Below are 13,481 nucleotides of genomic sequence, written 5' to 3'. Positions count from 1 at the left end.
GGGCAAGCCGACTTCCACTGCGAATCCGACGTCCACCACCAAGCCGACTGCCGGTCAGCCGACGTCTGGTCAGGGCACGTCCGCGCAGCCCACAACGTCGGCTCCGAAGCCGACGACTCCGGCCTCGGACAAGCCGACTCCCGGCCAGCCGACTTCGGGCCAGGACACCCCGGAACCGACGACGAAGCCGTCTACGCCGGGTTCTTCCGAGCCGAGCGCTTCGCAGCCGACTTCGGCGACCCCGACCTCGGGCCGACTGACGACTCAGCCGGCACCCACGTCGACCACCAAGCCGACTTCGGGCCAGACCACGTCTGCACAACCCACCACCGCGAAGCCGACCTCGGCGCGACCCACCACGTCCGCACCGCAACCGACGACCAGTGCGCAGCCGGCCCCGTCGGTCGATGACTTCGACTGGGACAGGCTGACCGTGCAGGCGGGCACCACCAAGGTCGCCCTGCCTTCCCGCAAGCCGTCCACGACCGTCAACGTGCGCGTCGACGGCGAGGCACAGGAGTGGCTGTCCGTGGCGTCGGACGGTCAGGTCGTGGCGGCGCCGGGCCGCAATATCAAGCCGGGCGAGTACCCGGTGAATGTGATCTCCGAGGCAGGGGAGCGCGACACCATCACTGTCGAGGTGACGGCACCGGTGAGCGACGCGGACCGCATCAGCGGCATGGAGTACAAGGACTCCTACGTCCAGGCGGGCAAGACCAACTCGAGCCGCACGCCGATCGCGAACGTCAACCGCGACGGCATCGAGTACAAGGGCCAGCCGCTTCCTGCCGGCACGAAGTTCTCCACCGAGAGCGCTGAGGGAACTGTCGACCCGGACACGGGCGTTGTCACGGTGAAGGCGCCCCTGCGCACTCCAGCGGGCGAGGCCATCGATATCCCAGTCAACTTCACCTACCCGGACGGCACGACGGGCAAGGCGAACGCGACCTTCCACGTCGATGCCGGCGCGAAGAACGAGATGTACAAGCCCGCTTACCAGGAGGGGCTCGGCGCGCAGCCGGGCAAGACGGTTGTGGTGCCGCTTCTCGACGGCACGTTCCCCGTCAACAAAGACGGCGAGAACATCGGCCAGTACGCCCTGGCCCCGGTGTACGACGAGAACGGTAAGCAGCTCGGCGCGGCGAAGGCCTACAAGGGCTGGGATGTCAGCATCGACCCGGACACCGGCGAGATCTACGCCGCCGCCCCGGAGGAGAACCCGGAGCCGATCACGGTCCCGGTGACGGTGCTGTACTCCGACGGCACGGTCTCGGACAAGGACAACGAGGCCACCGTCTCCGCCCACATTGCGGCGCTGACGGGCCCGTCGCTGGCGGACTCCACCGAGGCCGCGGGCTACGGCAAGCCGTTCTTCGACGCGGACGGCAACATCCGCATGTTCCCCACGGGCTCGATGCCTCCGGGCGCGACCTTCGAGCAGACCGGCCTGACGGCGCTGCCGGTGGAGATTGACCCGGAAACGGGCGCGATCACCGTGAAGGTGTCGGAGGATGCCCCGGTTGGCGCGAACTTTGACATCCCGTTGAAACTGACGCTTCCGGATGGTTCCGTGCAGGAGATCACGGTGCCGGTGGCCACGCAGTCGGAGGCCGCCAACCAGGTCGTCTCCTGGCGCCCGGTGAAGGTCACGGATGCCGGCACCCCGGTCACGGTGGCGCCGAGCCAGGCCCCGGCGGGCACCACGTTCGCGCTGGCCGCGTCCTTTGACGCGGATGGCTGGCAGGCGTCCGTGGACCCGAAGACGGGCGCGATCACGGCTGCCCGCAACGGCGACGAGGAGGACCCGCAGGCGGCGCTGATTCCAGTTGTGGTGACGTTCGCGGACGGTTCGCAGCGCGTCGTCGAGGTGCCGGCCACGACCGTGCGCGGCACCGCGGCGCTGACGCACGTGGAGTACCCGCGAGTAACCATCAACGCTGGCCAGACCGCCATTTTGCGGCCGAACGTTTCGGGCGCGTCGTTCTCCCTGATCAAGCCGATCCCGGGGCTGCGCACGAAGATCGACCCGGACACGGGCGAGCTCACCGTCGTCAGCTACGACGGCACCGTCCCGGGCCCGCGCGACATTCCGGTCCAGGTCACGTTCGAGGATTCCTCGAGCACGATCACCTCGGCGCGGGTTGAGGTCCGCACCAAGTCCGGCATGAGCACGCTCGCCGAGAGCACATTGCTTGACGACGTCTCCGCTGTCGGCCGCCCCGACTTCACCACACGAGTCACGCTGCCGGTGCCCAAGAAGGCCGCGGACTATCCGTTCAGCTTGGGCGAGTTCGACGCGGAGGGCTGGGAGGTCTCGTTGGACCGTGCCCGCGGCGTGCTCGAGTTCCGCGTCCCGGCCGACGCCGCCGGCCAGGTCAAGCAGATCCCGGTGAACGTGCGCTTCGCCGACGGCTCCACGGGCCAGTTCAATGTGACGGTGGAAGTGGATGGCGTTGCGGCCGGAGGGTCGTCGCAAAGCAATGGCTCCTCGAAGCCCTCGCCGTGGGTGTGGGCGCTGGCGGTGCTCGGTTTGTTGGGTACAGCTGGCAAGGTTCTGTACGATAATTGCGATAAATTTCAACACTTTTTAGAGCAGTGGGTGTAGGGACACATGATGCACACAGGTAAAAGAGCAATCGCGGCTGTTGTCGCGCTAGGCCTCACCGCCGGCGTCACGCTGCCGGTCCAGGCCGATGCGGCCGTGGATCTGTCCAAGAGCTACCAGGTCGGCGTCACCACCGGCGCCGCCGAGGGCTTCCAGAACGTGGACGTGAACAAGGGCCGAGTGTCCTGGCTGATGTACAACAGCCTCACCTACGGCCTGATGCCCACCGCTTTCTACTTGGACGCCTACGCGGACGGCCAGAAGGTCGAGTTCGCGGGCGAGAAGACCAAGGTGGAGCCCGCCTCCAACAGTGAGGGCGACGTGGTCACCCTCACCCACACCGACCCGAACCTCGGCGTGGAGCTCGTGCGCACCTTCACCGTCACCCCCGCAAACGTGGACGTGCGGGTGGAACTGAAAAGCGACAGCAAGCGGGACCTGAAGCTGGTGCTCACGGACGGGCTGATGTCCTACGACTACCCGTTCAGCTCCGAGGAAGCGGGCCCGAACGAGTACACCATCGACGTGGGCAGCCGCTACAAGCTGCACACCAAGTTCGAGGGCGCCGACACCACCGGCACCGGCGAAAGCCAGCAGGCCGCAGAAGCCGGCAGGAACGACGGCGACCGCTACTACGCGGGCGTGTGGCAGCGCCACGACAATAGGCTCAGCGCACGCATGACCATCGCCGGCGACGCCAACGAAGCGCTGAAGGACTCCGACGGCGACGGCCTCCCCGACGACTGGGAGATCAACGGCTACACCGACGCGGACGGCAACGAGTTCCCGCTGCACCGCTGGGGTGCAGACCCGAACAAGCCGGACCTGTTCCTGCAGCTGAACTGGATGCAGTCCGAGTGGGAGACCAAGGGCTGCTCCGAGAAGCGCGAATACGCGGCAACGGAGAAGGACTTCGGCGAGTTCCTGGAGTGCGCCGACGCGAACGTGAACGTCTACCGCCCGTCGCGCAAGATCCTCAACGACCTGGTGGACCTGTTCGACCGCCGCGGCTACAACTTGCACATCGACGCCGGCGACTACTACAGCAACATCCCGGGCATCACGCCGCAGGGCGGCGACACGATCCCGTACGCGCCGATCTACTTCAAGGACGGCAACGGCCGCGCAGAGGTGCCCGGTGTGCGCCTGGTCAAGGACCGCAAGAACCTGCTCGGGGCACGCCAGTCCGTCTTCCGCGTGGGCATCATCGGCGACCAGCAGGAGGCGGGCAACCTGTCCTCCGGCAACGGCCTGATCTCCGACGGCGCGTTCTACGTGGCCAAGAACTACCTGATGACGTCCCAGGAGCAGATGCGCAACACCATCCTCCACGAATTCGGCCACAACCTGGGCCTGACCCACTCCGGCGCGTCCGCCGTGAAGAAGCCGAACAGCGCCTACGTGCCCAAGTACAAGTCCGTGATGAACTACCTGTACCAGTTCAGCTACTTCGACTACTCGGACACGAACTCCACCTCCAACGACAACACCGTCATCCCGGAGTCCTGCTACGACGGCACCGCGAAGTGCTTCACCGGCGCCTACGACATCGCGGCCGACTGGGACAACCTGGACATCGTCAACGGCGAGATTGCCAAGGCCACCGGCTCCACCGGCGTGTCCGAGGACCCGTCCGAGTCCGGACACAGCCACCCGCAAGTGGATGAGCTCGTGCTCATGGCTGCGGAGGAAAACAACGGCAAGGCCGGCATCCGCGTGCTGGGCGAGCGCGAGGGCGTGAAGAACGTCATTATCGCCAACCGCTCCGACTCCAAGGTGCACCTGGAGCTGTCCAACCTGGGCATCGACCTGCACGAGTTCACCCTGCAGGTGGACTACCCTGGCGGCAAGTTCCGCAAGACCTACCCGGTGGAAGGCGTGCTCAAGGAGCACGGCAAGTACAACGTCGAGGTGCCGATTGCCAACACCGCCGGCTACAAGGATTCCTCCATGCCGGTGAAGTTCCGCGTCTTCAACGCCGACGGCCGCCTGGTAGCCGAGGAGACCAACGAGTTCTCCGTGCTCAACTACACCACCGAGCAGATGGACCAGCTGGTCAAGGACCTGGAGAAGAAGAACTCCAAGCACCTCCAGGCCGCGCGCGACACCGTGGGCAAAAAGGACCCGGCGAAGCCGACCCTGGCCAAACCGGCACCGGTGCCCACCAAGAACAACCAGCCTGTGCGGACTGGCAATCGACGCCCGGCCGTGACCGAGCTCAACGGCGCGACCCAGCCTGCGCCGAAGCCGGGCACGAACCCGACGCAGAACCCGAGCCGGAACGAGCCGGCCCCGAACAACCAGGCCGGAGAGACCGGTAAGGGCGGCAAGGCATCCGGCGGCAGCACCGGCGCGATCGTGGGCATCATCATCGCGATCCTGGCGGTCGTCGGCCTCGGCGGCGCCGCAGCCGCGATGGGCGGCTTCATCTAAGCACCCCCGCCGAAACGGCCGCCGTAATCCTGACAGATTACGGCGGCCGTTTGCGATGACCTGGGACGATAGCGCCCGCCTGACAGATTCCGCCGCGATGTGTCGGCGGGCCGCCGCCCCGCTCGGTCTCCGCCGCCCAAACCCCTAGAACCAGGTGGCGGGGCGGACCTTGTTGGCCAGGTCCACCAGCGCGTAGCGGTGCTTCGGGTACGGCGCCACCCGGGCCTGGTCCCGCAACGTCTGGGCCAGGCCGCGGCGCAGGCCCCGGATGGTGAAGGGGTACTCGAACAGCGCCACGTTGGTGGAGGCCTGGTGGGCGCGCAGGTACGTCAGGCCGGCCTCGATGACGGCGACCTTGATCTGCAAGAAGCGCGGCTCGGTGGAGGGGATCTGCTCGAGGCGGCGGGCGGCGAGCCGGATGTGGTCTTCGGTGGCGCCCTCGGCAACCAGGCACAAAATGGCGGTCAGCTGCGCCATCCGGTAGTGGCGCGACGCGTTGGGCACCTTGTCCAGGGCCTTGATCGCCAACTCCACTTCGCCTTCGCACATGAGCATCCGAGCCAGGCCGAACGCGGAGGAGACGGTGGTGGGGTTGGTCATCCACACCAGGGCGTAGAGGCGGGTGGCGTGGAAGCGCAGGCCTTCGGGGGCGGTCACGGTCAGCGACCACGTGTTGTCTGTGGCTCCGTCGGCGGCCATGCGCTCGAACACGGCGTCCGGCACGTCGCGGAGGTGGTGGGTGAGGCCGGCGGCGGCGGGCGAGAGCTCGTCGTGAAGCAGTGCGCTCGATTGATACCCGCCCTCCTGCAGGATGAGCTCGCTGACTGCGGCGAGCGCGAGTTTGGGGGCGGCCTCGCCGGGTAGCTGGTTGAGCACCTGGGAAAACGAACCCTTCGCGGAGGCGAAGTCTCCAAGCAGCGTCTCCACCACGCCCGCGTACCAGGAGTAGCGCCAGTTGTCGCCGAAGCGCTCCGAAAGCGAGCGCAGCCAGGTGCGCGCCTGGGTGGTCAGGCCGAGGTCGATCATGGTGCGCACGACGCCGAAGGGGATTTCGATGGAGTGCTCGTACTGCGGGGTGGTCATGGCCTGGCGCAGCGTCTCCAGCGTTTCGCGTGGTTCGGCATACGAGGAGCCCTGGAGCATGGCGGCGCCGACATCGTCGCGGTTGACCAGCGGCGACGGTAGCGCGGCGACGACCTCTTGCGGGGTGATGTCCACGCTGCGGGCGATGCCGTCGATGAGCTGGTCGGTGCGGAACACCAGGTGTTTGGTGCCGAACGTCGTACGCTGAGGGGAGAACAGGGAGTGCTGCGCGGGGTAGGTGCGCCCGTCGCGCACGGCGACGATCTCGCGCAGCACGCCGAGCATCTGCGCCTCCAGCTCGGTGAGGCTGGTGAAGCGCTGCGCGGGGTCCTCGTTGCAGCAGCGCGTGATCAGCCGGTACAGGGAGGTGTACTGGCGGAACAGCGGCTCGTCGGCGGGGGAGGGGATACCTAGGTCGTACACGCCGTCGGTTTGCGGCAGGTCCACCACCAGCGACGCCAAGGTGCGGCCCACGGTGTACACGTCGGAGGCGACGGACGGCCCTTCGGTGGCCACCTCCGGCGCCTGGAACCCCTTCGTGCCGTAGATGAACCCGAAGGCGCCGATGCCGGAGACCGCGCCCATGTCGATGAGTTTGACCTGGTCTTCGGTGACGATGATGTTGTCGGGCTTCAGGTCGTTGTACACCACCCCGCGCGAGTGCAGGTAGTCCAGCGCCGGCAGGACTTCGAGCATGTAGGCGATGGCGATGTCGGGTTGGAGCACTTTGCTTGTCGACGCATTCCGCCATGCCCGTAAACTCGGCCCGCCCACGTACTCCATGACGGTGAACCCGCCGGGCACGCGCGGGTCGTCGATGAAGTTGTAGATCTGCACGATGCCGGGATGGGTCATCTCCGCCAGGAACTCGCGCTCGGCAGCGGCGGCGGCCGCCTCGTCCGGGTTGTCCGTGGAGTGCAGGCCCTTGAGCACCACCACGCGGCCCGCCACGTGGTGGTCCTGGGCCAGGTAGATCCAGCCCATGCCGCCGTGGGCGATCACGCCCATGATCTCGTACTGGCTGGCCACCACGTCGCCCGGGTTGAGCACCGGCGGGGCGATGCCCTTTTTCACCACGGCCGGCTCCGGGTCGATCAGCGCTTCCTTCGGCTCGGTGGGCTCCACCCAGGGCAGCTCCACCATGCCGTCGGCGACCACGCGGGTGGCGCGCCGGGTGCCGCGGCGCTCGCGGAACGTGTCCAGGGCGAGCCGGCGCGAGCGCTGCGAGGGGTCCTCGCGGTTGCCGCCCTTGCGCAGCTTGTCCAAGTCTTTGAGCAGGCCGGCCATCTCGCCCATGGCGGAGTAGTCCGTCTCGCCGTCGGAGTCCCAGCCGTCCTCGTCATCGTCGTCGGCGAAGGGGTCGAACGCGACGGCCTCGGTGCCCGGCTCGGCGTCGTCCTCATCCGCGAACGGGTCGAATGGGACCGCCTCGGTGCGCTGCTCCAGCGGGTCCTGCGAATCCTGCTCAGTGCTCACTGCTCCTCCTTCCGGTACATCAGCGGCGGCGGGGAGGACTCCGCGATGGAGCCCCCGAGCCAGGTGGAGTAGAGCTCGTACCACGTGCCGTCGTTACGCATCCGCTCCAGCGTCGAATTGACCTGCCGCACCAGGTCCGTCTGGCCCTTCGGGATGCCCACGCCGTAGTACTGCGTCGCCAGCGTGCCCGGCAGGATCGTCGCGTACGGGTCCTGCGCGGACAGGCCCGCCAGGATGGAATCGTCCGCCACGATCGCGTCCGCCTGGAACTGCTGAGTGGCCATCAAGCAGTCGGACCAGGAGCGGGTGCGCAAAATATTCGAGTGCGGGGTGAACGTGCGCGCGATCTGGGTCAGGTTCGTGCCGTCGACGATGCACACCGTTTTGCCGCCCAGCTGGTTGATGTCGTCCACTCCCCGGTCCCGCGGCACCAGAACCTGCACGCCAGAGGTCAGATACGGGGTGGAAAAATCGATCGACTTCGCGCGCTCCGGCGTGATGGACATGGTGCGGATGACGATGTCCACCTCGCCGTTGTTCAGCGCCTCGGCGCGCGAAGCCGAGTCCACAAACCGCAGGTCCAGGCGGTTGATCCCGGTGTGCTCCTCGTCGAAAATGTCTTCTGCGATCGCCCGGGCGAGGTCCACCTCCAGCCCGCGCAGCTCGCCGCTGGCGGTGTCGCGGAACGCCAGCAGGTAGAGGGACTGGTCGATGCCCACCACCAGTCGGCCGCGGCGCTTGATGCGGTCCACGTTCGGGGTGTCGTCTTCAGCGGTGCGGGGGTTCAGCGAGCCCTCCCAGTCCAGCTTCGCCGGCACGTACGGCTCCGCCGGCACCCCTTGCGCGTCCTCGAGGGCCGCGCCGGGCGGCAGCGGCAACAGCTCGCGGGTGGTGGAGGTTTCCTGCTCCGGGACGATGGTGGCGCGCACCGGGGTCGGCTCCTCCGAGCACCCCGAAAGCCCCAGCGCCAGCACCGACGCGCACGCGGCCCATGTCCTTCTCACAGGTACTCACCCAGCCTTCTGCGGATGCCCAGCCACGTGCAGACCACGGCTAAAACGGACAGCAGCGCCACCCACGCGGAGACCTGCCGCGTCGCGTCCAGCGAGGCGTCGATGTAGGCCTGCGTGCCCTCCCTCGACGACGCGATGAGCTTGGACAGCGTCGCGTCCAGCTCCCTGAACGGCGCCTCGCCCGCCCCGCCGCCGGAGGCCAACAGCGCCGCCGCCTGCTCGTAGCTGCCCGTGTTCAGCGCGCCGACGAGTTCGTTGTGCTCGTAGGCCCAGGTGCGCAGGGCGTCGCGTGCGTCGTCGATAAGCTGCTGCTCCCCGCCGTACTCCTCTGCGGTCTCGAGCGCCGCGCTCACCGACGCATACGTGCCGTCGAACGCCCGCGACGAGTGCACCACCGACTGGCGGCGCAGCAGCGCGAACGTCTCGTCCGTGCGCGTCTCCAACGCGTCGAAGCGGGCGACGGTGAGCTCCTCCCACGGCTTCGCCGCGCGCTCGTACTCCACGGAGCCGTTGCGCCAGGACTGGTAGTTCGACACCGCGGCCCAGCTCAGCGCCACCACCACGGCGAGCGTGCCGGCGAGAAAGCCCTTGTTCAGGCGCCGGCGGAACACCCGCCACAGCCACCACTGGGTGAGCACGAGGAAACCGAGCGCCGCCATGAGGCCGGACAGCGGCACCCACTGCGGCTCGGACAGGCGCCGCATCTCCTTGGCCACGTCCTCTCGGGTTAGCGCGTTGATCTCCGAGGCGGACACCAGCAAACGGGTGCGCATGATGCTGGACGCCTCCGACATGTAGGCCACGCCCACCGGGTTGCCCATGCGCTGGTTCACCCGGGCGCGCTCGTTCAGGCCGGCGTAGACGGGCAGGTCGCGCTGGATGTCGCTGACCAGCTCCTCGATGCGCTCGCTGGTGGCGGTGTTGGCCTCCACCGCGCCCTTGTAAATCTCGCCGGCGGAGCTGACCGCCGTGTCCAGTGCTGCGGAGTAGGCCTGCACGTCCTCGTGCGACAGCGGCCCGGGCTGGACAAATCCGCCCGCGGCGATGGTGTCCGCGCGCAGCAGGGAGGTGGACAGCAGGTGCGCCGCCGCGCTCATCGGCTCCGTCGCCTCGCGCACGGTGTCCAGCGCCTGGTTGCGGCCGGCCATGGACTGGCTCATGGAAAGCCCCGCCGCCAGCAGCATGGCGGTCAGCAGCACCATCACCACGATGAGCTTGCCCGGGGTGGTCCGCGCGAACGCGTGGCCGCGCCGGCCCATGCGAACGGGACCGGCCAGCGGGCCGTGGAGGACGCCGTGCAGGCGCGGGTGCGCAGGGCGCGCTTCAAGCTCGTCGAGCCACGCGTCGTCGCTCGGCCTGCTTTGCGTCACCATTCCGCAATAATAACTGTTCGCGCCTACAGTGGGGGCCATGCTTGGCGACGGAAACGGCTGGGTCACCACACCCGACGGCACACGACTCTGGGGGCGCTTCGGCGCCGCCGGCCTCTTCCTCGTCGCCGGTAACGGAGCGGACGCGAAAGTGCTGCTGCAGCACCGCGCCGGCTGGACCGCCCAGGGCGGCACCTGGGGCATCCCCGGCGGCGCCCGCGACAGCCACGAAACCCCAGCGCAGGCGGCCGTTCGCGAGTCCGTGGAGGAGTGCGCCATCGACCCGGGCCGCATCGACGTGGTCGAAGAGCTGGTCACCACGGACCTGCCGGAGTGGAGCTACACCACCGTCATCGCGCTGTGCGAGGCACCGCTGGCCGTGACCGCCAACGAGGAGTCGGAGGAACTGCGCTGGGTGCCCCTGGCGGAGGTTTCGGGGTTTGAGCTGCACCCGGGCTTTGCGGCGTCGCTAAGCAATGTGCTCGCCAAAGCCATGGTGCATACTGAACCGCATGATTGAAGTGCAAGGCCTGACCAAACGGTACGGCGCCGTCCAAGCGGTTGACGACCTCACGTTCACCGTCAAACCCGGCGTCGTCACCGGCTTCCTCGGCCCCAACGGCGCAGGGAAATCCACCACCATGCGCATGATCCTGGGGCTGGACCGCCCAACATCCGGCACCGCGCACATCAACGGCGTGCCCTACCGCTCGCTGCAAAATCCGTCGCGCACAGTGGGCGCGCTTCTCGACGCCAAAGGTGTCCACCCCAACCGCTCCGCCCGCGCCAGCCTGCTCTGGCAAGCGCAAGCCGCCGGGCTGCCGCGCACCCGCGTCGACGAGGTGCTCGAGCTGGTGGGGCTGACGGAGGTCGCCGGCAAACGCGTCGGCGGATTCTCCCTGGGCATGGGGCAGCGCCTCGGCATCGCGGCGGCGCTGCTCGGCGACCCGGAGTACCTGATCCTGGACGAGCCCGTCAACGGCCTCGACCCCGCCGGCATCCGCTGGGTGCGCGAGCTGCTGCAGTCTCTCGCCGCCGAGGGGCGCACCGTGCTGGTGTCCTCCCACCTGCTCGCCGAGATGGCGCAGACCGCCGAAGACCTGATCATCATCGGCCGCGGCCGCCTGGTGGCCAACACGTCAATGGCCGAGTTCATCCGCGCAAACTCCGGCGTGACCACAATCGTGCGCACCCCCACCGAGGACGCCGCGGCCGCGTTGGCCGCCGCGCTGCAGCACGCCGATGTGGCCATGCCGTTCAAGCGCGCGGTCGACGCCGACGGCCGCGACGTGTACGAGATCCCGGACCGCACCTCCGACGACGTCGGCCGCGTCGCCTTTGCCGCCGGGGTGCCGCTGTCCGAGCTTGCCGAGCGCCGCGCCTCCCTCGAAGATGCCTACATGCAATCCACCGAGGGCCACGCCCAGTACGTCTCCGGAGGTAGTAATGCTTAATCTGTTTCCCGCCGAGTGGACCAAACTGCGCTCCACCGCCTCCTTCTGGTGGAACTCCGCGCTGATCCTCGTCTTCGGCGCCTTCTTCGGTGCTCTGTTCGGTTTCGCCTCCAAACTCGGCGGCATGCCGTACGCCCCCCTGACCGTGGCCGCCACGATGGCGCTGATCACCGCGATCGTCGTGATCGTGCAGGCCTCCATGACCGTGACCACCGAGTACCGGTTCGGCATCCCGCCGACGAACTTCAGGGTTGCGCCGAAGCGGTGGCAGGTGGCCGTCGCAAAGCTTGTGCTCGGGGCTGTTTTGGCTGCGCTGGCGACCTTCCTGGGGCTTGCCGTCGCCTTCACCATCGGCGACCTCACCGCGCCCGTGCCCGCGAACTGGGTGAGCAACACCGCCTCCCGACGCGCCCTGTGGGCCATCCCCCTCGGCATGGCGCTGATCACCCTGTTCCAGCAGGGCGTGGGCTGGATCACGCGCAACACCGCCGGTGCCGTGGTCACCGGCATGGGCATGATGCTGCTGATCGAATCCATCGTCGGCTTCATCCCGCGCTACGGCGCCGACGTGGCCAAATTCCTGCCGTTTGGCAACCTCATGGCGTTCATGACCAACAGCCCCGCGAACTGGACGCTGCCCGTGTCGCTGTTGATCTTCGCGGTGTGGGCCGTGGCGGCGTGGATCATCGGCGTGGTGCTGCTGGAGACCCGCGACGCGTAGGGGGGTTCTGCGCCTCTCAGTGCATCCCAAACCGGCTACCTACAACCGGCTACCAGGCGATTTGGGCCTGGTAGCCGGATGTAGGTAGCCGGTGTTTGTGTTCGGGGCGGCGCGGCGTGAGGAAGGCGAGCACGACCGAGCGTGGTTTGCTAATCTGGCCGCGTCATCGGGGGATGGATCACAGGGGGAACCATGGATCGAGCACGTCTAACCGGAATGCTGATGTCACGGCAAACCGCCGAGGCCCAGGACTGCCGGCAGCTATCTGCAACAAAGTTCATCGCCGCCACAGACTGGGACACGCTGGAATCGCACGAGCAGGAGTATCTCCGCTGCTACTCCGTGTCGGCTGCGGCGTATAAGGCGGTGCTCGTCGGCAGGTCTGCTGCCCGCATGCACGGCATGTGGGTGGTTCCCAACCTGGAAGAGCTGGTAGAGCTCGCGCAGTGCAACGGCAACCCGCCGCCGAAGAAGCAGTGGCCTGAGGGGGTGCTGTACCGGCACATCAGTGTTCCCGAGATCGACACCGTGGTCCGCGATCCGATTGACCGTGCGGGCGCGGGAGCAACCCTTCGCCTGACGACGCCACCACGCACCGTCGTAGACATCGCCAGGTTCCATGGTGTCGCGGACGCTACTGCGGCCATCGACGGGCAATACCGCGAAATGGCGCCGCTTCAGCAACAGATGTGGTGCGACGAAATTTTGGCGGTGGCGCAGCGGATGCGTGGCAAGCGGGGGGTTGGCCGTGTGAACGAGGCTATCGCTTTGAGCTCATCACTGTCGGAGTCGCCGTTCGAGTCCGTCGTGAGGGTGCTGTTGGCGTTGCGCGGAATCAAGGTGAGGGAGCAGATGTGGATCGGGAGGTACTACCGGGTTGACCTGCTGTGGGGGACGCTGGTCATCGAAATCGACGGGTATCTGAAGTTCAAAGAGAAGCCTTTCGAGGCAGTGATCAAGCAGGAGAAACGCGACCGGTGGCTCAGGGAGCAAGGGTATACGGTGATTCGTCTTTTCCCCGCCGAAATCATCCAGGACCCTGAAGATTGCATACGCCGCATTATGGCCAGCAAGGTGGAGGCGGATGCCAACCCATCGGTACGAGTTCCGGCTACCACTCGTCGCCCGCGCTAGGCCCCAGTCGAACCCGTGCCGCGGCATCTTTCGCCCGTAACCGGCTACCTACAACCGGCTACCGCGCTATAGGGGATGCGGACAAATTCTTGGAGTGCATTTGGGGGACTTTGTCTCGTTGTTATGCACTCAGTGCTTGTCGGTGTTCGGCGATGGTGGTGTAGCCGTCGCCGAGTGTCGACTTCAATCGTC

At 67.4% G+C, this 13,481-nt stretch carries 9 protein-coding genes; 6 read left to right on the top strand and 3 right to left on the bottom strand.

What is annotated here, in order from left to right:
- Both MHX64_RS11625 and MHX64_RS11620 read left to right on the top strand, forming a co-directional pair.
- Window positions 1-2,605: Rib/alpha-like domain-containing protein (locus tag MHX64_RS11625; protein WP_239357600.1), on the top strand; the 2,605-nt coding region annotated here is incomplete at its 5' end.
- Between the two features lie 6 nt (window positions 2,606-2,611).
- On the top strand, window positions 2,612-5,038 hold the full coding sequence (locus tag MHX64_RS11620) for a hypothetical protein (protein ID WP_239357599.1): 2,427 nt from the start codon (window positions 2,612-2,614) through the stop codon (window positions 5,036-5,038).
- A 144-nt stretch (window positions 5,039-5,182) separates the two neighbouring features.
- Here the strand turns inward: MHX64_RS11620 and MHX64_RS11615 are convergent, their stop codons facing one another.
- Genes MHX64_RS11615 through MHX64_RS11605 form a run of 3 tightly spaced genes read right to left on the bottom strand, consistent with a single transcriptional unit; the run spans window position 5,183 to window position 9,983 of the window.
- Window positions 5,183-7,597, bottom strand: coding sequence for a serine/threonine protein kinase (locus MHX64_RS11615; protein ID WP_239357597.1), 2,415 nt, complete (start codon window positions 7,595-7,597; stop codon window positions 5,183-5,185).
- Window positions 7,594-8,601 (bottom strand): glutamate ABC transporter substrate-binding protein, encoded by a 1,008-nt coding sequence (locus tag MHX64_RS11610; RefSeq protein ID WP_239357595.1) that lies wholly within the window; start codon window positions 8,599-8,601, stop codon window positions 7,594-7,596. Before MHX64_RS11610 ends, MHX64_RS11615 begins: the two co-directional genes overlap by 4 nt.
- Window positions 8,598-9,983 (bottom strand): hypothetical protein, encoded by a 1,386-nt coding sequence (locus MHX64_RS11605; protein ID WP_239357592.1) that lies wholly within the window; start codon window positions 9,981-9,983, stop codon window positions 8,598-8,600. Before MHX64_RS11605 ends, MHX64_RS11610 begins: the two co-directional genes overlap by 4 nt.
- Window positions 9,984-10,020: 37 nt before the next feature.
- On the opposite strand from MHX64_RS11605, the gene MHX64_RS11600 reads away from it, so the two are divergent.
- The 4 genes from MHX64_RS11600 to MHX64_RS11585 all read left to right on the top strand — a co-directional run bounded on the left by MHX64_RS11600 (window position 10,021) and on the right by MHX64_RS11585 (window position 13,289).
- Entirely contained in the window at window positions 10,021-10,500 is a 480-nt protein-coding gene (locus MHX64_RS11600; protein ID WP_181889134.1) for an NUDIX hydrolase, read from the top strand.
- Window positions 10,493-11,434 (top strand): ABC transporter ATP-binding protein, encoded by a 942-nt coding sequence (locus MHX64_RS11595; protein ID WP_239357590.1) that lies wholly within the window; start codon window positions 10,493-10,495, stop codon window positions 11,432-11,434. The genes MHX64_RS11600 and MHX64_RS11595 overlap by 8 nt, the downstream gene beginning before the upstream one ends.
- Window positions 11,427-12,155 (top strand): ABC transporter permease, encoded by a 729-nt coding sequence (locus tag MHX64_RS11590; RefSeq protein WP_239357589.1) that lies wholly within the window; start codon window positions 11,427-11,429, stop codon window positions 12,153-12,155. Before MHX64_RS11595 ends, MHX64_RS11590 begins: the two co-directional genes overlap by 8 nt.
- A 192-nt stretch (window positions 12,156-12,347) precedes the next feature.
- Window positions 12,348-13,289 (top strand): endonuclease domain-containing protein, encoded by a 942-nt coding sequence (locus MHX64_RS11585; RefSeq protein ID WP_239357588.1) that lies wholly within the window; start codon window positions 12,348-12,350, stop codon window positions 13,287-13,289.
- Window positions 13,290-13,481: the final 192 nt, after the last annotated feature.

This window comes from Corynebacterium sp. ACRPZ (assembly GCF_022346205.1).
Taxonomy (GTDB): domain Bacteria; phylum Actinomycetota; class Actinomycetes; order Mycobacteriales; family Mycobacteriaceae; genus Corynebacterium; species Corynebacterium lehmanniae.
The sequence above is the reverse complement of the archived record's forward strand: the minus strand, read 5'-3'. Positions and strand labels throughout refer to the sequence as shown.